Annotated in this window: 25 protein-coding genes; 11 read left to right on the forward strand and 14 right to left on the reverse strand. The window is 28.9% G+C overall.

Features of this window, described 5'->3' with window-relative positions; all coding sequences use genetic code 11:
- Window positions 1-1,260, reverse strand: a complete 1,260-nt coding sequence (locus Q0958_RS17490) for a HAMP domain-containing sensor histidine kinase (RefSeq protein ID WP_299125498.1) — start codon at window positions 1,258-1,260, stop codon at window positions 1-3.
- 155 nt (window positions 1,261-1,415) lie between these two features.
- Between Q0958_RS17490 and Q0958_RS17495 the strand changes: the two genes are divergently transcribed.
- The gene (locus Q0958_RS17495) at window positions 1,416-2,225 is read left to right on the forward strand and encodes a hypothetical protein (protein ID WP_299125500.1); all 810 of its coding nucleotides are present in this window, start codon (window positions 1,416-1,418) and stop codon (window positions 2,223-2,225) included.
- Window positions 2,226-2,642: 417 nt separating this feature from the next.
- Here the strand turns inward: Q0958_RS17495 and lysS are convergent, their stop codons facing one another.
- Entirely contained in the window at window positions 2,643-4,340 is a 1,698-nt protein-coding gene (gene lysS, locus Q0958_RS17500) for a lysine--tRNA ligase (RefSeq protein ID WP_299125502.1), read from the reverse strand.
- Window positions 4,341-4,600: 260 nt separating this feature from the next.
- On the reverse strand, window positions 4,601-5,101 hold the full coding sequence (locus Q0958_RS17505) for a DUF456 domain-containing protein (RefSeq protein ID WP_299125504.1): 501 nt from the start codon (window positions 5,099-5,101) through the stop codon (window positions 4,601-4,603).
- A 151-nt stretch (window positions 5,102-5,252) separates the two neighbouring features.
- Between Q0958_RS17505 and Q0958_RS17510 the strand changes: the two genes are divergently transcribed.
- Genes Q0958_RS17510 through Q0958_RS17525 form a run of 4 tightly spaced genes read left to right on the forward strand, consistent with a single transcriptional unit; the run spans window position 5,253 to window position 9,000 of the window.
- A complete protein-coding gene (locus Q0958_RS17510) occupies window positions 5,253-5,621 on the forward strand; it encodes a BlaI/MecI/CopY family transcriptional regulator (protein WP_299125506.1) in 369 nt (122 codons plus the stop codon).
- Window positions 5,618-7,219 (forward strand): M56 family metallopeptidase, encoded by a 1,602-nt coding sequence (locus tag Q0958_RS17515; protein WP_299125509.1) that lies wholly within the window; start codon window positions 5,618-5,620, stop codon window positions 7,217-7,219. Before Q0958_RS17510 ends, Q0958_RS17515 begins: the two co-directional genes overlap by 4 nt.
- 11 nt (window positions 7,220-7,230) lie before the next feature.
- Window positions 7,231-8,484, forward strand: a complete 1,254-nt coding sequence (locus tag Q0958_RS17520) for a tetratricopeptide repeat protein (RefSeq protein WP_299125512.1) — start codon at window positions 7,231-7,233, stop codon at window positions 8,482-8,484.
- A 36-nt stretch (window positions 8,485-8,520) separates the two neighbouring features.
- The gene (locus Q0958_RS17525) at window positions 8,521-9,000 is read left to right on the forward strand and encodes a hypothetical protein (protein WP_299125513.1); all 480 of its coding nucleotides are present in this window, start codon (window positions 8,521-8,523) and stop codon (window positions 8,998-9,000) included.
- Here the strand turns inward: Q0958_RS17525 and Q0958_RS17530 are convergent.
- The 3 genes from Q0958_RS17530 to Q0958_RS17540 form a co-directional block, all read right to left on the reverse strand.
- Window positions 8,969-9,508 (reverse strand): hypothetical protein, encoded by a 540-nt coding sequence (locus Q0958_RS17530; RefSeq protein WP_299125514.1) that lies wholly within the window; start codon window positions 9,506-9,508, stop codon window positions 8,969-8,971. The genes Q0958_RS17525 and Q0958_RS17530 overlap by 32 nt on opposite strands.
- A gap of 68 nt (window positions 9,509-9,576) precedes the next feature.
- The gene (locus Q0958_RS17535) at window positions 9,577-10,137 is read right to left on the reverse strand and encodes a Crp/Fnr family transcriptional regulator (RefSeq protein WP_299125516.1); all 561 of its coding nucleotides are present in this window, start codon (window positions 10,135-10,137) and stop codon (window positions 9,577-9,579) included.
- A gap of 3 nt (window positions 10,138-10,140) precedes the next feature.
- A complete protein-coding gene (locus tag Q0958_RS17540; protein WP_299125518.1) occupies window positions 10,141-11,649 on the reverse strand; it encodes a GH3 auxin-responsive promoter family protein in 1,509 nt (502 codons plus the stop codon).
- A gap of 66 nt (window positions 11,650-11,715) precedes the next feature.
- Here Q0958_RS17540 and Q0958_RS17545 point away from each other — a divergent pair, with 66 nt between their 5' ends.
- A complete protein-coding gene (locus Q0958_RS17545) occupies window positions 11,716-12,510 on the forward strand; it encodes a DUF2797 domain-containing protein (RefSeq protein WP_299125521.1) in 795 nt (264 codons plus the stop codon).
- Here the strand turns inward: Q0958_RS17545 and Q0958_RS17550 are convergent.
- From Q0958_RS17550 to Q0958_RS17560, 3 genes are all read right to left on the reverse strand, one after another.
- Entirely contained in the window at window positions 12,507-13,130 is a 624-nt protein-coding gene (locus Q0958_RS17550; protein ID WP_299125524.1) for a hypothetical protein, read from the reverse strand. The two genes, Q0958_RS17545 and Q0958_RS17550, sit on opposite strands and share 4 nt — an antisense overlap.
- A 75-nt stretch (window positions 13,131-13,205) precedes the next feature.
- Complete coding sequence (locus Q0958_RS17555; protein ID WP_299125526.1) at window positions 13,206-15,326, reverse strand: carboxy terminal-processing peptidase; 2,121 nt, start codon at window positions 15,324-15,326, stop codon at window positions 13,206-13,208.
- A gap of 69 nt (window positions 15,327-15,395) precedes the next feature.
- Window positions 15,396-15,917: a hypothetical protein gene (locus Q0958_RS17560; RefSeq protein WP_299125529.1), complete on the reverse strand. Its 522-nt coding sequence runs from the start codon at window positions 15,915-15,917 to the stop codon at window positions 15,396-15,398.
- A 115-nt stretch (window positions 15,918-16,032) separates the two neighbouring features.
- Between Q0958_RS17560 and surE the strand changes: the two genes are divergently transcribed.
- From surE to Q0958_RS17580, 4 genes are read left to right on the forward strand one after another with little or no spacing between them, the layout of a single operon-like run.
- Window positions 16,033-16,803, forward strand: a complete 771-nt coding sequence (gene surE, locus Q0958_RS17565) for a 5'/3'-nucleotidase SurE (RefSeq protein ID WP_299125532.1) — start codon at window positions 16,033-16,035, stop codon at window positions 16,801-16,803.
- Window positions 16,791-17,078, forward strand: coding sequence for a hypothetical protein (locus Q0958_RS17570; RefSeq protein WP_272151229.1), 288 nt, complete (start codon window positions 16,791-16,793; stop codon window positions 17,076-17,078). Before surE ends, Q0958_RS17570 begins: the two co-directional genes overlap by 13 nt.
- 10 nt (window positions 17,079-17,088) lie before the next feature.
- Window positions 17,089-18,204 (forward strand): lipid-A-disaccharide synthase, encoded by a 1,116-nt coding sequence (gene lpxB / locus Q0958_RS17575; RefSeq protein WP_299125537.1) that lies wholly within the window; start codon window positions 17,089-17,091, stop codon window positions 18,202-18,204.
- Between the two features lie 36 nt (window positions 18,205-18,240).
- Window positions 18,241-18,765: a C40 family peptidase gene (locus Q0958_RS17580; protein ID WP_299125539.1), complete on the forward strand. Its 525-nt coding sequence runs from the start codon at window positions 18,241-18,243 to the stop codon at window positions 18,763-18,765.
- A 39-nt stretch (window positions 18,766-18,804) separates the two neighbouring features.
- Here Q0958_RS17580 and Q0958_RS17585 read toward each other — a convergent pair whose 3' ends face one another.
- Window positions 18,805-19,560, reverse strand: a complete 756-nt coding sequence (locus tag Q0958_RS17585; protein WP_299125541.1) for a hypothetical protein — start codon at window positions 19,558-19,560, stop codon at window positions 18,805-18,807.
- Window positions 19,561-19,648: 88 nt separating this feature from the next.
- Here Q0958_RS17585 and Q0958_RS17590 point away from each other — a divergent pair, with 88 nt between their 5' ends.
- Complete coding sequence (locus tag Q0958_RS17590; RefSeq protein WP_299125543.1) at window positions 19,649-20,125, forward strand: C40 family peptidase; 477 nt, start codon at window positions 19,649-19,651, stop codon at window positions 20,123-20,125.
- 64 nt (window positions 20,126-20,189) lie between these two features.
- Here Q0958_RS17590 and Q0958_RS17595 read toward each other — a convergent pair whose 3' ends face one another.
- From Q0958_RS17595 to secDF, 4 genes are all read right to left on the reverse strand, one after another.
- Window positions 20,190-20,687, reverse strand: coding sequence for a gliding motility-associated C-terminal domain-containing protein (locus Q0958_RS17595; protein ID WP_299125546.1), 498 nt, complete (start codon window positions 20,685-20,687; stop codon window positions 20,190-20,192).
- A 22-nt stretch (window positions 20,688-20,709) separates the two neighbouring features.
- Complete coding sequence (obgE, locus tag Q0958_RS17600; protein WP_299125549.1) at window positions 20,710-21,699, reverse strand: GTPase ObgE; 990 nt, start codon at window positions 21,697-21,699, stop codon at window positions 20,710-20,712.
- Between the two features lie 97 nt (window positions 21,700-21,796).
- Window positions 21,797-22,915: an adenylate kinase gene (locus Q0958_RS17605; protein WP_299125552.1), complete on the reverse strand. Its 1,119-nt coding sequence runs from the start codon at window positions 22,913-22,915 to the stop codon at window positions 21,797-21,799.
- A gap of 87 nt (window positions 22,916-23,002) precedes the next feature.
- Window positions 23,003-25,981, reverse strand: a complete 2,979-nt coding sequence (gene secDF / locus Q0958_RS17610; RefSeq protein ID WP_299125555.1) for a protein translocase subunit SecDF — start codon at window positions 25,979-25,981, stop codon at window positions 23,003-23,005.
- Between the last annotated feature and the right edge of the window lie 183 nt (window positions 25,982-26,164).

Below are 26,164 nucleotides of genomic sequence, written 5' to 3' on the forward strand. Positions count from 1 at the left end.
TTAAATAGGTAAAAAAATAGTAAACGTAGTTCCTAAATTCTCTTTACTTGTAAAAGTAATTTTTCCTAAATGTTTTTCTATTATTGTTTTAACATAGCTTAAGCCTAAGCCAAATCCTTTAGTATTGTGTATATTTCCGCTTTCGGCTCTAAAGAATTTTTCAAAAATACGTTCTTGAGTTTCCTTACTCATTCCAATACCTTTATCAATGATTTCGACATTAATTCCATTGTTTAAGTTCACCGTTTTAATTGTAATTTCAGGATGAACTTTCGCATATTTAATAGCGTTTTCAATTAAATTATACACAACATTAGTAAAATGAGTTTCATCTGCTCTAATAGTATATTTTTTGGCATCCAAAAAGGCCTTTATACTACCTTCTTTTTTTTCAATGATTGGTTCAAAACTTAATAATACTTTATTTATAATAGTGTGAACATCGATTTCTTGAAAAGAAAAAGATTCTTCTTGTTTTTCAATGGTAGAAATTTGTAGTACACTATCAACAAGGTTTAATAATCGATTATTTTCATTGTAAATAATATCAGCATACTTTCCTAATTTATTAGTGTCCATTTTATTACTTCTGTTTCTTATAGCATCAGATGCCACAGAAATATTAGTAATTGGAGTTTTTAGCTCATGTGTCATATTATTAACAAAATCGTTTCTTAAATGTGCTAATTTTTTTTCTTTAAGAATAGAAATTATTATAAAAATAAAAACAGCTAATATAACAAGTAAGCTAACAGAGGAATACATCCATATTCCCATAGAGTTTAAAAGGTAAACAGTTTTATTATTAATTATAATTTTGAAATTCAAAAGATCAACAGTTGAGGTTCTTTTTTCACAAGATATTTCAGTGTTGTCAGCAACGTCAAAAATAGTATTCCCTAATATTATTTCATTGTTTTTAGATTTAATGATGTTATAATCAAAATCAACATTTAACTCTCTAGAGTAAAATTCTTTTCGAAGAGTTTTATCTAGAATATTTATATTAAAATGTGTATTTGTTTTAACAAGAAATTCATTAGAAGCAATTTTAATTATAGGTGGAATTGTGGAAATAGAATCTTTTTCTAAGATTAATAATTGATGAGCTACATTTCTTAAGGCAATATTTATTTTATCATCAAATTGCTTCTCTTCAAGAGAGAAAGACTTTTTAAACCAATATACTTGCGTAACAAATAATCCTAAAATGGTTATTAGCATTAATAGTAGTATAGTACGTATAGTTTTATTTGCCATATGAGCAAAGTTAAGCTAATTATTGTTTAGCTTTTAAATATTTACATCTCAATAACAATTATTTACACTTCATTAACAACTATTTACATCTCATTTTCAATAACTAATAATTGCCCAGATAACTTTGTGGTAAGAACCATTAAAGTATTTAAAAAATGAAAATAAAAATATTAATAGTAGGAGTTTTATCAATTTTAGGAAGTTTAATAATTGTTGGATTTGCCAACAAAAAAAGTTCCAATGAAAATAACCCTTTAGAAGTTAAAATGTTAAAAAAAACAAATAATAAACTAAGTTGCTTTAGTAACGTTCGTTTTAATAACTTCTCTAAGGTTGCGCCAAGCTATTTGGTTAGAGGGGCTAGTAATAGGACAATTACTAAAGATAAATTAAGTAAAGCAAAAACATTAAAAGATATTGTTGAACATTATCCATCTAATTGGATAGAAGAGTATGTTACTGTTGAAATATATAGAGTAACTAAAGATGAAGCTATAAAAGAAGTTGGAGATGATATTAATTTAAATAGCAAACAGCAAGAATTATTTAATAACATACATATTGGAGATGATATTTTAATAAGAGTAGTTTATAAAGACAAAGAATCATTAGGGACTAACAATACCAAAAAAGAAACGAATATTACAATGACAGTAGTTCCAGAAGTATCAGCTAGTTTTAGAGAAGGTAATGAACAACTTGTTGAATATTTGAAAAAGAATAGTACAGTTGAAATTTTAAACTGGAATTTTAATCCTATGCAAAATGCAACTGCGTTGTTTACAGTAAATGAAATGGGAGAGGTAGGAAATGTAAAAGTTACAAAAACAACAGGAATTATTTCAGTAGATAGAGCCATTATAAAAATGGTGTATAAAATGCCTAAATGGAATCCTGCAATAAATAGTAAGGGTAAGCTTGTGTCGCAACAATTTGAATTAATTATAGGAGAAGTAGGTTGTTAAATAAGTATAAAACAACAAAAGAGCTCCCGGGGGAGCCTTTTGTATAAGGGGTGGTTAAACATTAAATTCAAATTATCTATTTCTAATTTACCTTTTATATAAGTGATTTTTGTCAATTTTTCGATAAATGGAATAATCTGCTTGTTGAAAAGCAAAAAAATATAGATGAATAGTGTTTTTAAGCAAAAAAAAAAGAAGCGTCCCCCCGGATAAACTTCTTTTTTAGTGATAACTCATTTAATAGGTTATTACACTGTAAAGGTAATTGTATAAAGGGATTAATTTTTTAAAATTAGATGAGAGGAAGGAAAGTAAAGTTGAACAACCTTGTTTATTAAGTGAAGTAAAAAGAGCTTATGATTGTAAAATAAAAAAACCACCTTTTTTAGGTGGTTTTTTTATTCATATAAATATGATTTATACAGCTAATACAAATAAACCTTCTTCGGTTTTTTCAACTTTAGCTAATTTATTTTTGGTTAAACTCTTAATTGTCTTATCCCATTTTTTGTTAGATAAACCAGATTCAGACTTTAATACATTTAAATCTATTTTTTCAGCTTTGTCAATTAAAGCTAATAAAGCTTTCTCATCATCATTTAATTCAATAGAAGGAGCTTTCTTTTCAGGTTTCATTTGAGGGAAGAATAATACTTCTTGAATTGAAGGATTGTTTGTTAAATACATTATTAAACGATCCATACCAATACCTAAACCAGAAGTAGGAGGCATTCCATACTCTAATGCACGTAAGAAATCTTGATCAATAAATTCACCAGCTTCATCATCACCACGAGCAGCTAATTTTAATTGAGCTTCAAAACGTTCACGTTGATCAATTGGGTCATTTAATTCTGAATAAGCATTTGCAATCTCTTTACCACAAACCATTAATTCAAAACGCTCTGTTAACTCAGGATTATCTCTATGTTCTTTACATAAAGGAGACATTTCTTTAGGATAATCTGTAATGAAAGTTGGTTGAATGTAGTTTCCTTCACATTTTTCACCAAAAATTTCATCAATTAATTTTCCTTTCCCCATGGTGTCATCAACCTCAATACCCATACTTTTAGCAGCGGCACGAATTTCGTCTTCTGATTTACCATTGATATCAAAACCAGTAAAATGCTTTATAGAATCAGCCATAGTAACTCTAGCATAAGGAGCTTTAAAATCAACTTTATGTTCTCCAAAAGTAGCTTCAGTAGTTCCGTTTACAGCTATAGCACAGTGTTCTAATAATTTTTCTGTAAAGTCCATCATCCAGTTGTAGTCTTTATAAGCTACATAGATTTCCATTGCTGTAAACTCTGGATTGTGAGTTCTGTCCATTCCTTCGTTACGGAAATTTTTAGAAAACTCATATACACCATCAAAACCACCAACAATCAAACGCTTTAAGTATAATTCGTTAGCAATTCGCATATATAATGGAATGTCTAAGGCATTATGGTGAGTAATAAATGGTCTTGCAGCCGCACCACCTGGAATTGGTTGTAAAATAGGAGTTTCTACTTCAAAATAACCAGCATCGTTAAAAAACAGACGCATAGCATTAAATAACTTAGTTCTTTTTACAAATACATCTTTTACATGTGGGTTTACAACTAAGTCAGCATAACGTTGTCTATAACGCATTTCAGGATCTGTAAAACCATCAAAGGTGTTTCCATCAGCATCAACTTTAGGTAAAGGTAATGGTTTTAAAGATTTACTTAATAATTTAAAGTCTTTTACCATTACAGTAATTTCTCCAACTTTAGTTTTAAATAATTCTCCTTCTATACCTACAAAGTCACCTATATCTAAAAGTTTTTTATAAACTTCATTGTACAAATCTTTGTCTTCTCCAGGACAAATCTCGTCTCTATTGAAATATACTTGAACTCTTCCTTCGCTATCTTGTAATTCAGCAAAAGAAGCTTTTCCTTGTATACGACGACTCATTAATCTACCAGCAATTACCACCTTTTTTCCTTCTTCAAACTTATCCTTTATGGTTTTTGAATTTGAATTTAATGGAAATAAATCAGCAGGGTAAGGGTTAATACCTAATTCTCGTAATTTCCCTAACTTTTCTCTACGTACAACTTCTTGTTCTGATAATTGCATGGGTTAATTTTTATAATTTTTTAATGAAGGGGCAAAGATACAATCAATTGAAGAATTAAACAATGAATAACAGATTGACATTTTTTGTAAAAAAACTAAAAAAATTTGCAGGTATTAAAAAAGGTTGTATATTTGCAGGCTGCTTTTTTGTAAAGCAGCATTTAGTTGTGTTGTTAGGTACTTTAAATAGTACCATGGTTTTGTTAACCAATGGAAAGCTTCCCTGAGATGGGTTGCTTTTTTTTTGCATTAAATTTGGCTTAAAAGAAAGCGTTTTTGTATTCCCAAAAAGTAGTTAAGAATAGAACAAAATATACTGTAGCTACAGAAAATTTAATGGTAGCAGAAACTAAGAAACCTAAAAATGCCCCAAAAGAAGCTTTAATAGCTCTCGTAGTATCTTTACTGTCATAAATTAATTCACCAATAAGAGCTCCAAAAAAAGCACCTATTAATATCCCAAAAGGAATAGGAGAGAATAAACCTATAATTAAACCTATAGTAGTTCCATAAACTCCGTATTTACTACCTCCAAAACGTTTTGTTCCAATGGCAGGAATAAAATAATCAATTATAAAAATAAAAATAGCAATGGCTAAAGTGATGCCTAAAAATGTCCAATCTTGAGGTATTACTTTTGTTAAATGTAATAGCAGTAAACCTAACCAACCTGTTAAGGGACCTGGTAAGATTGGTAAAAATGAACCAACGATACCTAAACAAACACATATAAAACCAAGTAAGGTTAGCAATATATCCATATTTTATATTCTTTTTTTAGTTTAAAATAGCTTTATTTTTCTATTTATAAGACGAGTATAATGACTATTTGTTACATTTTTATAACTAAAAAATTAGTTTAAACTAATTTTTTAGTTATATTTGTGGTGAAATATTTCAATAAAAGTTAGAATGAGTAAACAATTAACAAAAGCAGAAGAGCAGATAATGCAAGTTTTATGGAGTTTAAAAGAAGCATCTGTAAAAGAAGTTATAGCAGAGTTACCAGAACCGAAACCAGCTTATAATACAGTCTCTACTATTATTAGAATTTTAGAAACTAAAGAATTTGTTGGGCACCAACCTAAAGGAAGAGGGTATGTATATTACCCATTGGTGAAAAAATCGGAGTATAGTAATGAAAGTCTACATAAGTTAATGAACGGTTACTTTGGAGGTTCATTTAAGAGTATGGTATCTTTTTTTATGAAAGAAAATAAAATGGATATTAATGAATTAGAGAGTGTTTTGAAAGAAATAAATAAAAATAAAGAGTCATGATAAATTATATAATTCAAGTAGTCTTATTTCAAGTACTGTTTGTAGCAGTTTATGATTTTTTCTTAAGTAAAGAAACTTTTTTTTCTAAGAATAGATGGTATTTATTATCAACATCTATAGTATCATTTTTATTACCATTTGTTAAAATACCTACTATACAAAAAGCAGTTCCTGTAGAGTATACTATTATGTTACCAGAAGTAGTTTTATCTCCACAGAGAGTAATTGAAAAAGCTGCTTGGTATCAATCTATTGACTATTTAGATGTGTTATTTTGGAGTGGATGTTTAGTGTTTTTAATAGTGTTTGTTGTAAAATTATTACGCATTGTTCGATTAATATTTAAATATGAAATTGAACGTAAAAAAACATATAAATTGGTGTTGTTGCCAAAGAACGCAAAAGCATTTTCTTTTTTCAATTATATTTTCTTAGGAAAAGAAATTCCATTAGATAAACAAGAAAAAATAATTCAACATGAATTAGTGCATAGTAAACAAAAACACTCAATCGATTTGTTGTTTTTTGAATTTCTGAGAATACTAATGTGGTTTAATCCAATGGTATATGTGTATCAAAATCGAATTTCTTTAGTACATGAATATATTTCTGATGAGAAAGTGAGCAAGGCTACTTTAAAAGAAAATTACATAAACAATTTACTCTCTGATGTTTTTCAAGTTGAAAACATTTCATTCTTAAATCAATTTTATAAACATTCATTAATTAAAAAACGAATTATTATGATGACGAAAAAAGAATCGAAACAGATTAAACAATTAAAATACTTATTGTTAATACCTGTGTTAGCTAGTATGCTAGCTTATACATCTTGTTCACAAAATGCAAATGCTAATACACCAGAACAAAAGAAAGAAAATACTGTACTTTATACTGATATAAAGGATATGAAAAAGAGAGTTTCTAAAACAAAACAATCATACATGGATGTATATTTAGGATTAGAACCACCAAAAACAAAAGAATTGCAGTTAAATGATTTGACTAGTGAAGAATTAACGGAGTTTAATAATAAAAAAGAAAAGCTGTCAAAATCGGGAAAAGAAGAGATACCACTTAGGCTTTTTGAAGGAGTAGAGAAAAAGAAAAGAAAAACTATTTTTTTTGATTTGGAAGAAGCAGCTAAGAGAATGGATAATAAAGAACAAGTTAAGAAAACAAACAATAATCTTTCTCAAGAAGTTAATAATCTAGGTAAACAATCTAAAAATAACTTTCCTCAAGAGACTAACTATGTTCCATTTACATTATTAGATAAATACCCAACATTTCCAGGATGTAGAGAAGGGGATAAAGATTGCTTAAGTAGAAGTATGGCGAAGTTTATGGTGGAAAATTTTGATATGATTAAAGTGAAAGGAATGGGGGTAAAGAAAGGAGAAACAAGAATGTATTTACAGTTTACAATAAATAAAAAAGGGAACATTGATAAAATTAATGTTAGAGCCCCACATCCTGATTTAAAACAGTATGCAATTGAAGTTGCTGAGAAATTACCAAGAATGAAACCTGGGGAAAAGAATAATAAAGCAGTGTCTACTAGATATACATTACCAATTACATTTAATATTAACTAGTTAAAAATTTTATGAAAAAGAAAATTTTAATTGTATTATTTTTAATAGGGTTTATTAAAGTCGAAGCGCAAACTTCGACTTTTAAATCCATTGATAATTTATTGAGTGCGGGGCGTTATAAAAAAGCCTTGAAAGAATTGAATAAGCTACCTTCAACTTTCGTATCTAATACAAAGAAGGCTCACATTTATGAAGCAATAGATAATTATAAATTAGCTTCAAAATATTATGAAAAAGCATTAGAGATTAAAAATGATTACGCCATAAAAGTTAAGTTGGGAAAAAGCTATAATAAAGAGAAAAAGTTAAAAAAAGCAATATCAATTTTTGAAGACATTGTAGAAAAAGATGATGATAATTTATTGATAAAATATCAATTAGGTAAATTGTATTTAAAGACTAAACAGCCTTCTAAGGCTAAAAAACTATTTGAAAATTTAATTGAAAAGGATAAAGAAAATGCGAATTACCATTATCAGTTAGGTGTTGCATATGCTATGTTGAAGAAGAGAAACTTAAAAATAAATAGTTTTTTAGAGGCTTATAAAAATGATGATGAGCACATTAAGGCAATTCACCAATTAGCGCTTGCTTATGTTTTATTAAGAGATAGAGATTCTTCTGCTATTTTTACAAATAAAGGATTGCAAGTAAATCCAAATCATATAGAATTAAACAAGTTAAAAATAAATAGCTTGTATAGAAAGAAACAGTATTTAGAAGCAATTAGTTTGTTAGAAAAAATAGATACGTTAAAGCCAAATGAGCATTATACTCAAAAAATGTTAGGAAGAGCTTTGTACAAGTTAAAAGATTATGATGAAGCTGAAAAGTATTTTAATAAAGCATTAAAAATAGATCGGTCAGATTTTAAATCATATACTTATTTAGGAGATATAGATTTTAATCAAAAAGAATATAAGAGCGCTATGTATAACTATAGGTTAGCAACTTATGTAGGAAAAGAATCTAGAGATATTGAGTATTACCAATTAGCAAGAGTGTATAAAGAATTAGGAAAACCTAAAGCAGAAATGGAGGCTTACAAAGATTCGTATAATGAAAATAGTAGAAATTACAGAGCTTTATACCAATTAGCTAATACTACAGAAAACTATTATGAAAATAAAAAGTTAGCCTTAAAATATTATAAAAATTATATGGATAGGTTTGAAGAAAAAGATTCTTTGCTTACAAGTCAAGTGAAAACTAGAATTAAAGAAATAAAAAAATATTATTTCATGAAAGGTGATGTTATAGAATAGGCTAAATTTTTGTATTTTCATCTCAAAATCAATGAGATGAGGTGTTGCTGTGTTTCTTTAATTACAATTTTATTATTTGTGTCGTGCGATTTTTTTTCTTCATCAAAAAAGAATAAAGATCAGGTGATTGATACTGTTATTGATTTTTCTAAAGTAGATGTTTCTCCTTCTTTTAGTGTTTGTAAAAAACTTATGGATGAAGCAAAGACAAATTGTTTTAGAAAAGAAATTCAGCAAAGAATAACCAAGGAATTGCAATTGTATAATTTTGTTAGTAATGAATTAATAGATGAGGTAGTTTTAATAGACTTGCAAATTAGTAGTAAAGGGAAGTTTGAGTTAAAAGATATTTCATCATCCAACAATATAAAAGAATACTTACCAAAGTTAGATAGTGTAATTAGACAATCGATAAAAAAGTTACCCAAAATAACACCTGGTTTTAAAAGGGGTATACCTGTATCAACACAATATCAATTACCAATTAGAATACAAATAGAAGAGGAAGTAAACTAAAAGGAAATGAAAAAATAAAGAGACTAAAAAGTATCCAAAAAATAAAATAGATTATTTGTGTAAAATTCATTCTATTTTGATTTTCTTTTTTTATTCTATTTTTTAGTTCTTCAATAGAAAGCTTTAAGAGTTCTTCTTTACTAAGATTTAAATCGATAATACCAGTTACTTTTAATCCAGCTTTATAGCCTCTATAAACGTCTTTTGGATAGTTTAAAAGAGAAAAACCCATTGCCCAAGTACTCATTATACCGATAGGTAATTTTTTCCACATACCTGTGGCAATTTCCCACCCAGCGATAAAAGCTTCTCCTTTCCATGTTGTATCACAGTTGTATAATACATGTTGTATGTCGTGAATGTGAATGATATCTTTTCTAAATTGAGAATTGGGAAGTTTTAACGTAAATAATTTAAATTTTAATTCAAAGGTATTTTCATCTTCGCCTCCATTTTTTAAGAGATTGTTTTTGGTGTAAAATCCTTGTAAAGCTTCTGCTATTGTCATGTTGTAGTTGTTTTGTACAACAAAGATATTTTACAAGTTTTATGTTTTTCTTGACAATTATCAAGAAATTATTTTCCTCTAATTCTACTGAAGGTTTCGGGAGTCATGCCTAAGAAAGAAGCAAGGTGTTTAGAGGCTACTCTATTAAATAGAAAAGGTTTCTTTTGTAATAAAATATTATAGCGTTCTTGAGCAGTATGAAGTTGTAAATCGTCGATTCTTTCAACAAGATCTATATAGATTTTTTGTAAAAATAAACGACCAAATCGTTCATATTTAGGATTGGAATTAAAAAGGTTTTCTAAATCTGCATGCGCAATTTTTAGAACTTCCAAATCTTCTAAAGCTTCAATGTTGTATTTGCTTTTTTTACGTTGAATAAAGCTGTCAATTGTAGTTATGCTTTCTTGTTCAACTGAAAAATGTACAGTTATGTCTTTTCCATCTTTGTAATAAAAAACACGAGCTATTCCTGATGTGATAATATACATATGGTTACAGATATGTCCAGCTTCATGTAGTATATGATGTTTAGTGTATTTTTCAGGTTTTATAATATTTTGAAAAGCCTCTGCGAGTTCAGGGTTTTCTAATAATAAATCGGCATTTTGTTCAAAAAAAGAGTTCATAACCTATAAATTAAGTAATTCATCTACAAAATCACGTTTATTAGAAAGGCGAGGTACTTTATGTTGCCCACCAAGTTTCCCTTTTTTACTTAACCAGTCATAAAATAATCCTTGTCGTGCTTGATGTACTTTAGGTAAAGACAATGTCATGTTATTATAACGCTTGGCTTCATAATCTGAATTGATACATTTTAAAGCATTATCTAATAATTCTGTAAAAGTATCTATGCTTTTAGGAGGAGTGCTAAATTCAATAATCCATTCATGCCCACCACTTTTATTATCATTCATAAAAATTGGTCCAACAGTGTAATCTCTAATAGAAGCGTTGGTTTTTGTACTTGCAATTTTTAAAGCTTCCTCTGCATTCTCAATAATTAATTCTTCACCAAAAACATTGATATGGTGTTTTGTCCTACCAGTAATTTTTATTCGATAAGGATTTAAAGAAGTAAACTTAACAGTATCACCAATTAAATAACGCCATAAACCACCATTGGTAGTAATAACCACTGCGTAATTAACATCTTTTTTAACTTCAGATAATGGAATAGCTGTTGAATTTTCACCATCATAAGAATCCATAGGAATGAATTCGTAGAAGATACCATAATCGAGCATTAGTAATAATTCTTCTGAATTATTTTGGTCTTGAATAGCAAAGAAACCTTCAGAAGCATTATAAGTTTCGTAATATTTGAAACTGTCTTTTGGAATTAATTTTTTGTACTGTTCTCTATATGGGTTAAAGTTAACCCCTCCATGGAAGTAAACTTCTAAATTAGGCCAAACCTCTAAAATATTATTCTTACCGGTTTTTTCTAAAACTCTATTTAGAAGTACTAACATCCAACTAGGAACTCCAACTAAACTAGTAATGTTTTCGTTTATAGTTTCATTAATAATAGCTTCCATTTTTGTTTCCCATTCGGCCATTAAAGAAACTTCTTGGCTAGGAGCAGAGCTATAGTCTGCCCAAAAAGGTAAATTTTCAGTTATAATTGCAGATAAATCCCCAAAATGAGAATTATTATCTTCATAAATAGCAGTACTGCCTCCTAATTTTAATCCTTTACCAGTAAACATTTGTGTTTCTTCATTGTTGTTAATGTATAAACACAGCATGTCTTTACCAGCTTTTAAATGACATCCTTCTAAGGCTTCATTACTTACTGGAATAAATTTACTCTTAGCATTAGTAGTTCCACTTGATTTTGCAAACCATTTAATTGTTGTGGGCCAAAACAAATTTTGTTCACCTTTTCTACATCTTTCTATAAGTGGTTCAATGCTTTCGTATTTCTGGATAGGAACATTATTGGTAAAATCGACGTAGTTTTTAATTGAAGAGAAGTTATGTTGTTTTCCAAACTCAGTATTCTTAGCAATATTTAATAATTTTTGAAGTAATTCGTTTTGAACATCGATAGGATATTTTAAAAATAATTCTACCTGATGTTTACGTTTTTTCAAAAACCATGATATAATAGAATTTATAAATGGAAACGACATAGTTTAACTCTTAATTCAATTTTTTTACTGTAAGTTTGTGAAGCTAAAAGTAATAAAATTTAAGACATGCAATACCAAGGAGTTTTAAAAAAAATGACGACTGAAAATTTAGATACTGTACAGTATTACTTAGATATGAAATCTGATTTTTTAAACATGAATCAGCTTTTAAACAAAAAAATAACACTAAGTTTTGTTACTTACGAATGTTTAAATTGTCATTTAGAAAAACAAATTTACCGCCAAGGATTTTGTAAAAAATGTTTTTTTGAAACTCCAAATGCTGGAGATTGGATTATGAGACCTGAGTTAAGTAAAGCTCATTTAGATATTGAAGATCGTGATTTAGAATATGAGAAAAAAGTACAATTACAACCACATATTGTGTATTTAGCTAACTCTAGTAATGTAAAGGTGGGTGTTACTAGAAAACAACAAGTGCCAACACGTTGGATAGACCAAGGAGCTCATGAAGCTATTGAAATTGTTGAGGTACCTAATCGTTATTTGGCTGGAATTACAGAGGTTGCTTTAAAAGAACATGTAGCAGATAAAACCAACTGGAGAAAAATGCTAAAAAATGATATTGAAGATGAAAATTTAGTATCGTGGCAAGAACGTTTAAAAACTTTTATTCCAGAAGAAGCTCAGCAATATTATATTGAAAATAATAAAGAAACCTCAATTAATTTTCCTGTAGAAAAATATCCGGCAAAACCTAAAAGCTTAAATATTGTAAAGGAACAAAGCTATACAGGAACGTTAGTAGGTATAAAAGGGCAGTATTTGATTTTTGAAGATGAAACTGTTTTTAATGTCAGAGCTAATGAAGGAATTGTAGTAGAAATTACAATGGCTTAAATTTTTTCAAGCAATTGAGATTCTGAATTATAAAGTTGATTTAAAGCATTTATTTTTAAATTTTCTTGTTGCTGTTTTAGAAAAGCATAGAAACCATAATTTTTTGTGAAATAATTGATAGAAAATGTGACTTCATTTTCTGTTTTTAAATAATTATTAAGAGCGTCTGTAACTAGTAAATTATTTATTTTATCAGTTACAGACTCTTTTATTTTATATTTCTTTTTTATTAAGTTTTCAATCTTTTTCTTATTAGATAATGAAGGAAAAGTATATTTAAAAAAGATAAGTTTATTCTTAAAAAAATGAAGTTCAGTGGTTATTCGATAACCACCTATTTTTGCTGTAAAAAAGATGATATCACACAAATCAGGGTTTTTAATAAAACGATAAGAAGTATTAATCCCTTTTTTTACAGAACTAACGCAAGCGCCAAAATCAATATCATCAGAAAAACGAATAGGAACGTTACTTTCAATGGTGTCATTGTCTTGTACAACACTGTTAAATATAGATGTATAATTATCTATATTCTTATATTTCTTAATTATTTGACTGTAATAATTATTATAGTACTTTCTACTATTTAGTATATTATTTATTTTTTGGATTAAAAGCATATCAATTTAATTGTTATTGAAACTTGTAATCCCCCGAACGAAGCAGTTATACTTCAATATAAATATACAATTTTTTTAATGTTTTACAATAGTATAGTTCTTATTCATTTTCAATTCACTTAATACATTAAGTGCTTCATTTATGTAAATGTCCTTTTTTAAATTTTTATGCCAAGCAATGCGTTTTTCCTTTAAAACAGTATCTTTTTTAAATAAACTTAATTCGTATTTAGGAGAGTCAAATGTAAGTTTAGAATCAAATTTAAATACTTCTTTAAATTTTTCACCATCCTTAGATTTTCTATCATTTTCTTCTTTAAATTTATTATAGTTTAAAGAATATATTCTTTCATCTTGATTTTTCTTTAACCATTTAGCGTATTCATTAATTTTCTTAAACTTTTCATTTTTCATTACACGTTGCTTACTGTTATATACAACATCAGCAAAATTAGTATATGAATTTGTTGTGTTATACTTAGCTTGTTGCACCTTATCCCAAGGTAAAGCACCATCTAAATCACGTTCTCCAAATTCCATATAGCTAAACCTACTAGGTAAAGAAACATCCGAATAAACCCCTTCTATTTGAGTAGAACCACCATTAATTCTATAAAACTTTTGAATAGTCATTTTTAAAGCACCTAAATCACTAGGGTACTTTTCGTAAAAACGGTTTATAGGTAATACATTTTGTACAGTTCCCTTACCATACGTTTGTTTTCCTCCAATAATAACCCCACGTTTATAATCTTGCATAGCTGCAGCAAAAATTTCTGATGCAGAAGCAGAAAACTCATTTACCATTACTACTAAAGGACCATCCCACTGAATTTTAGCGTCTGTGTCATTTTTAACAACAGGTTGTTCGTTTCTATATTTAACTTGTACAATTGGGCCTTGTTTAATAAATAATCCGCCAATTTCAATGGCTGTTTTTAAAGAACCACCACCATTATCACGTAAATCAATCACTAAACCTTTTACGTTTTCTTTCTTTAAGCGCTCAATTTCTTTCTCCATGTCTTTAGCAGCATCTCTACGGCTTAAGTCATTAAAATCAATATAAAATCTAGGTAAGTTAATTACACCATATTTTTTTCCGTCTTTTTCAACGATACTAGATTTAACAAAGGTTTCTTCAAGCTCAACTACATCTCTAATAATAGGAATTACTTTTATTGAGCCATCTATTTTCTTTTTAACAGTTAAACGAACTTCAGTGCCTTTTTTTCCTTTAATAAATTTAATAGCATCGTCTAATCTCATTCCTACAATGTCTAGAGGTTCTTCATCACCTTGTGCTACTTTTAAAATAATATCATCAGGCTCTAAACTACCTTGTTTCCATGCTGGTCCACCAGAAATTAACTCAACAATATGAGTATAAATACCTTTCTTCTGTAAACGAGCGCCTATACCTTCTAATTTACCTGACATTTCTTGATCGAAACGCGATTTTCTTCTAGGAGACATATAAGTAGTGTGTGGGTCAAACCCGCTTACTACACTATTTAAAAAAGTAGAATACCAGTCAGAATTTTCAAGTTCATCAATACGTTGATATAAATCGTTCATATTTTTTAAAACTTCTTTTCTAGCTTCCTTTTCTAATTCAGCAAAGTTCTTCTTTTTAAAGTTTTTGTCTTTTTTAGCTTTTTCTTTTTGTTGATTTTCAGCATCTTCAATTCTACTTAAAATAGAAAGCTTTAATTGTTTTCTCCAATAGTTAATTAATTCACTATCATTTTTAGCAAAAGGAATTTTATCATAATCTACGTCAATTACTTCATCTTTCTTATAGTTAAAAGGTTCAAGTAATAAAGAACGATATGTTTTCTTTGCAGTGCCTAATTTTTCTAAAAAACGGTTATAAACCAATTTGTAAAAATCAATTCTAGTATCTCTTAATTGATTATCAATTTGATATTTATATTTAGAGAATTCTTTTAAATCTTCTTGAGTAAAATATCTTTTACTAGGGTCTAATCCATCAATAAAAGTATTGTATACATGTTCAGAAAAATCATCGTTCAATTCTTTTTGAACATAGTGATATCGTGATAAAATGTTTTTTAAGACATAAACAATTACTCTGTCTTTTTCAGGATCATCATTAGAAACTGAATTAGAAAAAGTAGAATTTGAAAATAATAATGTAAATGCTAAAAATGGAATGATAAATTTCGTCTTCATGTATCTTCTGTCTTTTTATTTTTTATTGTGTCGTTGTGTTGCTAAGCTACTAAAATAATGCCAACTTTTTTAGTTTTCTTGCTTTTTGTAAATTCCTTTAAAAACTTCTTTTATTTTTTGATGGTTTTTGTCAACATAATCCCAAATTTGAGTTACTGATCCATCAGGGTTTTTAGTCCAAGTAATTTGATTATAAAAATCACCATTTTGACTTTTTATAAGCTTACTTTTTAAAATCATCCTATTGGCATCGTAATGTCCTTTTAAATCTAAAGAGAATCCAGTATTATCTATCCATAATTGATTCCAAGAATTATCAGATTTATTATAGTAATTATAACTAGTCCCTTTACTTTTAGATGTTTTAGAAACCCAATTCTCTTGAATAGCACAAGCGTTAGACAGTTTAATAATATTATTAGTGCCTATAAGATTGTTTTTTGTATCGTAAACATTCCAGTTTCCAACCCAAAAATCAAATTGAGAATACTCTGGAGAACTGCATGGTTTTACCGCTTTATTTTGCGCATTTACTACCGAAAAAATTGTACTTAAAGTGAAAAGAGTTACATAGATAATAAAACGAGCCATAACGTTTGTGTTTGATTACTACAATTTTACACATAAAATAAAGCTTTTTGTCTTTACAAAATGTTAAAAAAAGAGTCCTTTTTTTGTGTTACATTTGTTGTAAAACTATTCTACTATGCAAGAAAGACCCTTAATATTAGTTACAAATGATGATGGAATTACCGCACCAGGTATTCGAATGTTAATTGAAATAATGAATAAAATAGGAGACGTTGTTGTTGTTGCTCCAGATAGTCCTCAAAGCGGTATGGGACATGCAATTACTGTAAATAACGTTTTGCATTGTAATCCAATTACAATTGATGAAGGACCGCAAATAGAATATAGTTGTTCAGGAACACCAGCTGACTGTGTAAAAATGGCTAAAAATGAAATATTAAATCGAGTTCCCGATTTATGTGTTTCTGGAATTAACCATGGTTCTAATTCATCAATAAATGTTATTTATTCGGGAACAATGAGTGCTGCTGTTGAAGCTGGGATAGAAGGAATTCCAGCAATTGGTTTTTCATTACTTGATTTTGATTGGCATGCTGATTTTAGAGCTGCTAAAAAGTTTATTGAAAAAATAACATTGAATGTTTTATTAAATGGATTGCCAGAAGGAGTTGTATTGAATGTAAACATTCCAAAGTTAAAAGAAAAAGAAATTAAAGGAATCCGTGTTTGTAGACAAGCAAATGGATATTGGAAAGAAGATTTTGACAAACGTAAAAGTCCATTTGGAAAAGAATACTATTGGTTATCTGGAGAGTTTGTTAATAGAGATAAAGGGCAGGATACTGATATTTGGGCCTTAGAAAATGGATATATTTCTGTAGTTCCTGTACAATTTGATATGACAGCGCATCATGCAATCCAAAAACTGAATTCATGGGACATATAAGAAAAGAAATAGCAATAGGAATTTTAGTTTCTTTAATAGCTACTGCTTTTGGACTGTTTATTTATCTAGAATATATATCATATGATAGTATAGGTACTACTTTTCAAAAAGTAAAAGAAGGAGGCGTATTAGGTTCGGTAATTGCATTGGCTGCCATTCCTAATTTATTAGTGTTTTGGATATTTTTAAAAAAGAACCAAGATTATAGAGCTAGAGGTGTATTGTTAGCTACTATTTTAACAGCATTAATTACATTTATTATAAAATTTTTCTAAATAATATTTAATGAAATATTACATCCTTGCAGGGGAAGCTTCAGGAGATTTACATGGAGCTAATTTGATGAAAGCTTTGTTAAAGGAAGACCCAAAAGCAGAGATTCGTTTTTGGGGAGGAGATTTAATGCAAGAGGTTGGTGGTACACTTGTAAAGCATTATAAAGAACGTGCTTTTATGGGGTTTGTAGAAGTACTGATGAATTTACGTAAGATTCTAGGGATGATTTCTTTTTGTAAGAGAGACATTGCTAAGTTCAAACCTGATGTATTAGTACTTATAGATAATTCAGGGTTTAATTTGCGCATTGCTAAGTGGGCAAAACAAGAAGGTATTAGAACTAATTATTATATCTCCCCACAAGTTTGGGCAAGTAGAGCAGGTAGGGTAAAAGACATTAAAAGAGATGTTGATGAAATGTTTGTTATACTACCATTTGAAAAGGAGTTTTATAAGAAATATGACTATGATGTAAACTTTGTTGGACACCCTTTAATTGATGGGATAGCTGGGAGAAAGCAGATAGATGAAGAAAGTTTTAGAGAGGAATATAATTTAGGGGATAAAGAAATAATAGCCTTATTGCCAGGAAGTAGAAAGCAAGAAATTACTAAGATGTTACCAGTAATGTTATCGTTAGTGGAGGAGTTTTCGGAATATCAATTTGTGGTAGGTGGAGCACCTAGTCAAACAAAAGAATTTTATCAAACATTTATTGGTAATAAAAATGTTAAGTTAATTAGCAATAAGACTTACGATTTATTAAGTGTTTCTCATGCTGCCTTAGTGGGTTCTGGAACTGCAACCTTAGAAACAGCTTTGTTTAAAGTGCCACAAGTAGTTTGTTATAAGGGAAGCAATATTTCTTATCAAATAGCAAAACGAATTATAACATTAGAGTATATTTCGTTAGTAAACTTAATAATGGATAAAGAAGTTGTTAAAGAGTTAATTCAAAACGATTTTACTAAGGGAAATTTAAAAACAGAATTAGAATCTATTTTAGATCAAAAGAAAAGAGAAGAATTGTTTTTGTCTTATTTTGATTTAGAACAAAAGTTAGGGGGAAAGGGAGCTTCTGAAAAAACAGCCAAATTGATTGTTGAGAGAGCGAATAAAAAATAAACGTTAGATATAAAATTTAAAAATGCTATTGAATATATGATTAAAAAAATACTTTTCATTTTTTCACTTTCCTTATTAATGGTTTCTTGTGGATCATCAAAAAATGTCCCTTCAAGTAAAAGGCCAAAACCAAAGTCTAAAATAGTAACAGCAACGAAGAAGAAATCATCCTCACCTACTATAGCTGATAAAATAGTTTGGACGGCAGTTTCTTATAAAGGAACTCGTTATAAGTTTGGTGGTACTACCAATAAAGGAATGGACTGTTCTGGTTTAATCCATGTATCATTTAAGAAGCGTAATATAGATTTACCTCGAACTTCTCGTGAAATGTATACAAAAGGATATGATATACCTTTAAGAAAAGTAGAACGTGGAGATTTATTGTTTTTTAAAACAGCACGTAAAAAAGGAAAAGTAAATCATGTAGGTTTGGTTACATCAGTTAAAAATGGCGATATCCATTTTATACATTCAACAAGTTCAAGAGGAGTTATTGTAACCTCATTATTTAATAAATATTGGAAAAAAGCATTTATAAAAGCAAAACGTGTGTTATAACTAAAAAGACCTGCAATTTTTTGCAGGTCTTTTTAGTTTTTATAAAACTCCAACTATTTTCCCATTAGTTAAGTTTATGATATCGTTTATAACTAGTCCACCATCTAAATTCTTAGTATAGTCTAAAAGCTTACATTCAAAAGTAGCTTTAACTTCATAATTTTTGTTAAATCCAGATGTATCATCTTCTAACTTTTCTGAAGAAATAAATTTAAAGAAAGAGTTTTTCATTAACTTATTATACTCATAAGAATTATTAGTATCAGTACTATATAATGTTTCAAACAATAAGCTAGTATATGTTTTATTGTTCTTAATATCTTTAATTTTAATAGTAAAACCTTTGTGACTATTAATATTCAAATCTTTTTTATAACTTTCTTTATAATCTATATATTTTATTCCAAAGTTATCATTACTGTACATTGCAGTTTTAAAATCTTCCCAAGGAAGTTTGAACATATTTTCCTCTGTATTGAAAGAATATTCTTTGTTAGAAAAATATTCATCAAAATATAATTGAATGTGATAATCGTCATTAGAAAATGTTTCAGAAATACCAGCTAATATAGTACCCTCTGGATTTTGTAGTTTCGTATTTCTGATTCCAATTCCAGTGTTTTGAGTTATAGGAAAATTAATAGAAATTGGCTTTCCATTTAACTCAAATTCGATTAAAAGGCTTTTTGGTTTGGTTTCTTCTTTAACTAATTCTTGATCGTTGTTTGAACAAGAAAATTGAAGCATAGATAAAAGGATGAGCAATAATAGATTTTTAGTAGTTGTTTTTAACATAGTTTTAATTTTTTGAGTTATTTTACTCTATGTTTCAATTAATGTGCCAAAAGATTTTAATTTTTGGTTTAACTAGATAGAGTAGTATATGAGAAAGCAAGTACTATTATTATTGATAATTATAAGTTTTATTGTTTTTCGTTTTATTAAACAAGGTGAAGAAACTTATATAGAAGAAAAATCAAAAGTGGAAGAATTGATTATTCTTGCTAATTCATATAAAGGAGTTACTTATAGAGCAGGAGGAGTTACTAAAAGCGGAATGGATTGTTCAGGACTGGTAACAACAGTTTTTAAAGCTTTTGATAAGAAATTACCTCGTTCATCTGCCTCGATGAGTAAAATAGGCAAAAAGGTTTCTCTTTCTGATATTAAAAAGGGAGATTTATTATTTTTTGATATTTCCCGATTAAAAGGAGGAATTAATCACGTAGGCTTAGTTGTTTCTGTTAATAATGATGATATTCAATTTATTCATTCAACCACTTCAAAAGGTGTAATTGTTTCATCAATGAAAGAAAATTATTGGAAAAAAGAGTTTGTAAAGGCGAAAAGAATTTTCTAAAAAAACTAACCTATTCCTGAGAGCTAGATTTAAAAGCTATAAAGTTTGAAATATTAGAGGCTATTTAATTAATAATTATGGGGTCGTTGAAATCAGCTAATAAGCATTTAGAAGAAAAGTTAAAAGTACTATCACTTTTAGCTTCAGTAACAACACATACATAACCATATTGAACAAATGTTTGCTCGTTTTTTACGATAACTTTATATTTTAAAGAACCATTTTTTATGTTCAAATTTCCACCATAATAATTTTTACTTCCATAATTGTCAGTTGAAAAAATAACATTATTATCTAAGTCATATAAAGTAACTGAATTAGATGGGTATAAATCAATATTTTCGATTTTAAAAATATCATTAATACCATCACCATTTGGTGTGAATATAGGAATTATCTTTATTTTTCCTAAACTTTCATCAAGGTTGTTTATATTGTCAGAAATAAATTGATTCCCTTCACAGCACAAATAATTTTCTGTTTGAGGTTTATTTATGTTATTGTCATTACAACTTATTACAATGATTAAGCAAAGTAAAATTAGAGGTAGTACTTTTTTCATGTTTTTTTATTAAAGAACTATGTTAGTTTAACATAGACCATAATTTATCTTTTAGCTCCATTAAGCCTAGTTGTGCTACTGAAGAGATAAATAAGGTTTCAATACCTTCGGGTAATTCTTTTTTAATTTCTTCTTTTAATTCATCATCTAACATATCTGATTTAGAAATAGCCAATAAACGATCTTTATCTAATAACTCAGGATTATGTTTTCTTAATTCATTCAATAAGATATCGTATTCTTTTTGAATATCATCACTATCAGCAGGAATTAAAAAGAGTAGGGTAGAGTTACGTTCTATATGACGTAAGAAATAATGCCCTAAACCTTTTCCTTCTGAAGCTCCTTCAATAATACCTGGGATATCCGCCATTACAAAACTTTGGTGATTACGGTATTCTACAATTCCTAAATTAGGTTTTAAAGTAGTAAAAGCGTAATCGGCGATTTTTGGTTTAGCAGCTGTTATAACAGATAATAAAGTAGATTTTCCAGCATTTGGAAAACCAACTAAACCAACATCAGCTAAGATTTTAAGTTCTATACGAAACCACCCATCTTTACCATCAATTCCAGGTTGAGCATAACGAGGTGTTTGGTTAGTAGAAGATTTAAAATGCCAGTTACCTCTACCACCTTTTCCACCTTCTAGTAGTATTATATCATGACCATCTTCTGTAATTTCATATAAAACTTTATCCGTATCTGCATCTCTAATGATAGTTCCTAAAGGCACAGGTATAATTACATCGTCAGCATCATGTCCAGAACTACGACTGCTACTACCATCACCACCAGATTCAGCTCTAAAGTGACGTTTAAACTTTAAATGGAAAAGTGTCCACATACTTTTATCACCACGTAATATTACGTGACCACCACGACCTCCATCTCCACCATCTGGGCCACCTTTTGTAATGAATTTTTCACGATGCAAGTGAGCCGATCCTCTACCTCCTTTACCAGAAGATGCGTAGATTTTTATATAGTCAACAAAATTTCCTTCAGTCATTTTTTCTAAATTGTTTTCTGTTTCTAACAAACAGAAGTAAAATTGATAATAAAAATCTTTACTTATAATATTTTATTATAAGTAAAGAAATTAATTTTTATAAAGTGTCAAGCACTTCTGATAAACGTTCTGTAATTTCTTCAATAGAACCTACACCGTTTACTCCGTAATAGTTATTTTGATTTTGGTAAAAATCTTTTAAAACAGCTGTTTTAGTATTGTATTCGTTAAAGCGATTACGAATTTTACCTTCGTCCATATCATCAGTACGACCACTAGTTTTACCTCTTTCTAGTAAGCGTTCAACTAATAAGTCCTCAGAAACTTCTAAAGCAACCATACCATTTATACGCTCATTCTTTTCAGCTAAAAACTCATCTAAAGCTTTTGCTTGAGATTCAGTTCTAGGGAATCCGTCAAAAATAAAACCTGCAGCATCGGTATTTTTTTCAACTTCTGCTTTTAACATGCTAATAGTAACTTCATCAGGAACTAAGTTACCGTCGTCCATGTAAGTCTTAGCTAATAATCCTAATTCAGTTTCGTTTTTAATATTAAATCGGAATACATCACCAGTAGAAATATGTACTAAGTTGTACTTTTCTTTTAATACTTCAGCTTGTGTACCTTTTCCTGCACCAGGAGGTCCGAATAATACGATGTTTTTCATTTTGGGTTGTGTTGTTAATTGATAAATAGCAGGCAAATTTCTTCCATAACCTTTGTAATCTAATCCGTATCCAACAATAAATTTGTCTTCAATATTTTTTCCAACATAATTTATAGGAAGCTCTTTTCTATACACATCAGGTTTAAAGAATAGCGATACTATTTTAAGTTCTTTTAGATTTTTTGTTTTGAATATTTCGTAGATTTCTTGCAAAGTGGTACCAGTATCAATAATATCTTCTAATATGATAACGGTACGATTTGTTAAATCTTCGTTTATACCAATAAGTTTCTTTACATTTTCTGTTGAAGTAGTTCCTTCATAAGAAGCTAATTTAACAAAAGTCATTTCGCAATCTCCTTTGTATTCTCGTAAAAAATCAGCAGTAAAAACAAAGCATCCATTTAAGATTCCTACAAAAAAAGGAACTTCATCTTTAGGTAAATCTTTTCTTACTTGCTCTGCCAGAGACTGTACAATGTTTGAGAGTTCATTATTTGAAATGTACTCTTTAAAATATAAATCGTGAAGTTTTGTAATTTTCATCAGACTGCAAAGATAGTTGCTTGATATTAAATGAAAAAACCGTTTTGAAAAATATTCAAAACGGTTTTTTGAGTGTTTTTTTATATATTATTTATTGTCTCCTTTTTTAGAAGTATCAAACATTACAGGTGTTGCCACGAATAATGAAGAGTAAGTACCTACAACCACACCTACGATAAGTGCAAACATAAATCCTTTAATACTATCTCCACCAAAGAAGAAAATAGCTAACATTACTAATAAAGTAGTTAAAGAAGTGTTAATTGTTCTTCCTAAAGTACTACTTAAAGCTTTGTCTACAATGTTAGCAGTTAATGAATTGCTATTAGCAGCATATTCTCTAATTCTATCGAAAATTACCACGGTATCATTCAGAGAGTATCCAACTACTGTTAAGATTGCAGCAATAAACGATTGTCCTATTTCCATATCGAAAGGCATTACTTTGTAGAATATAGAGAAAACTCCTAATACTACTAATACATCATGGAATACAGCTACTACTGCACCAATAGAGAAAGACATTTTTCTAAAACGTAATAAGATATATAAGAATACTACAATTAAAGATCCTAATACAGCCCATATTGCAGCTTGTTTAATATCATCTGCAATTGTTGGCTCTACTTTCATATAACTCATTATTCCACTACCAGCTTTTTCAAAACCAGGTTTGAAATCTTCGTAAGAAGTTGTACCTAAATAAGGCTTTAAACCGTTGTATAAAGCAGTTTGTACTTCTTCATCAACATTTTTACCTTCTTCATCAATTTTGAAAACAGTAGTTATTTTTAATTGGTTTTCAGAACCATAAGTTTTTACTTCAGGAGCAGTACCAAAAGCACTTTTTAAAGCAGAAGCTACTTCATTAGCTTTCATTCCTTGATCAAAACGAACAACGTAAGAACGCCCTCCTTTAAAGTCAACACCTTGCTTTAATCCTAAAGTAAAGATTGAAATTAATCCAGCAAGGATAAAGAATCCAGAAATAATGTAAGCTAACTTACGTTTCTTCAAGAATTCAATACTAATGTTTTTAAACCAGTTTTTAGAAATTCCAGTATTAAATGTTAAGTTAGTTCCTTTGTTAACAGCTCCGTCAATAAATAAACGAGTTATAAAGATTGCTGTAAATAAAGAAGTAGCAATACCTAACATTAATGTATAAGCAAAACCTTTAATTGGTCCTGTTCCGAATACGAATAAGATAACACCTGTTAAGAATGTAGTAATGTTTGCATCAATAATTGCAGATAAAGCTCCTTTAAAACTGAATCCTTCATTAACAGCTTCACCTAAACTCTTACCTCCTGATAATGCTTCTTTAATTCTTTCGAAAATAATAACGTTTGCATCTACCGACATACCTATCGTTAAGATAATACCAGCGATACCTGGTAAAGTTAATACTGCGCTAAAAGATACTAACCATCCAAAAATGAATAAGATATTTACTAATAAAGCAATATTAGCATATAAACCAGCTTTACCATAGTATAAAATCATCCATGCTAATACTAATAAGATAGCTAATCCGAATGACCACATACTTGCATTAATAGATTCTTTTCCTAAAGAAGGTCCAACTACTTCTGATTGAATCATTCTTGCAGGAGCAGGTAACTTACCAGCTTTTAATACAGTTGCAATATCTTGAGCCTCACTTACAGTCATAGAACCACCAGAAATTTGAGTGCTTCCATTTGGAATAGCTCCATTTACAACAGGTGCAGTATATACATAATCATCTAATACAACAGCAACAAATTTACCAACATTTTCGCTAGTCATTTTTGCCCATTTTTTAGTTCCAACTCCATTCATCATCATTGAAACTACTGGCTTACTTAACTGGTCATAATCTTGTTTAGCGTCAGCAATTACATCACCGTCAATAGGTGCTTTATTGTTTCTGTTAGATTTTATAGCATACAAACCAATAATGTTTGCGCTTCCATCATCACTAGGTTGTGATTTGTAATCCCATAAAAACTTAACGTATTTTAAGTTGTTTGGTAATAAAGCTCTAACTTCTTTGTTTGCTAATAAACTGTTTACTTTAGCAGTATCTTGTACTCTAGCCTGAGCAACTAAAGAGCTCATTTGTTGTTGACTTTGAGCTATAATAGGGTACATGTAAGTAAACAAGTTCTTTTGATTTTCAACTTTAGTTGAATCAGTAGACTCTCCTAATAAATCATCAATATTATCAGTTTTAGTTGAATCTTTTACTTGTTCAGTTGTAGAATCTTCTTTTAATAACTCAGCAACTTTTGCATTAGCAGCAAAGAAATAATTTTGAACTTCAACATTTGTATATACTTCCCAGAATTGTAATTCTGCAGTACTTTGTAATAATTTACCTACACGCTCAATATCTTTTGCTCCTGGTAATTCAACTTGAATACGACCAGAAGTACCGATTCTTTGAATACTTGGTTGAACAACACCAAATTTATCAATACGACTACGTAATACTTCAAAAGCAGTGTTAATAGACGAATTGATTTCTTCTTGTAAAGTCGATTTTACTTGTTCATTTGTTTTGTTGAAATCAATTTTGTCACGTAAGGCTTTAGTTCCAAAAATACTAGGGTCGCTTAACTTAACGTTCCCATTACTTAATTTTTCGAACTCGCTATAGAATAAATCTAAATAATTATCCTGACTGTTTTTTTGAGCTTCATCAGCTTTTGCTAATGCTTCATTAAAAACAGTGTTTTTTGAGTTGTTAGACAACCCAATTAAAATATCTTTTACAGATACTTGTAAAATTGCATTAATACCACCTTTTAAATCTAAACCAAGGTTCATTTCTCTCTCCCTGATTTCATCAAAAGTGTACTTTGCAACTCCTAAATTTAATACCTCTTTATTTGCTACACTATCTAGATATTTCCTTTCGGCTCTAGCTAACGCTCTTCCGTTGTTACCTTCTACATTCTCTTTTGCGTATACTTTTGCGCTATCTTCAACTTTGTTAGCGAAAAATGTAAACGACAACTGGTACAAACTCACTAACCCGAACAGGATAGCAAATAATTTAATAAGACCTTTGTTTTGCATTTTTATTAATTTAAATCGACTTTTTTTAAAACGTGCAAATATAGTATTTCAAAAAAGATTTGCCAATTCTTTTACTATATTTATCTGTTTCGCACAGAATTAGTTAAATTATGCTAATAAATGTCAGTTTTTGTAGGGATTATATTATGTATATTTACCTGCTTTTTAAAGTGGAATAAACAA

The sequence above is a fragment of the uncultured Tenacibaculum sp. genome, from assembly GCF_947499065.1.
GTDB lineage: Bacteria > Bacteroidota > Bacteroidia > Flavobacteriales > Flavobacteriaceae > Polaribacter.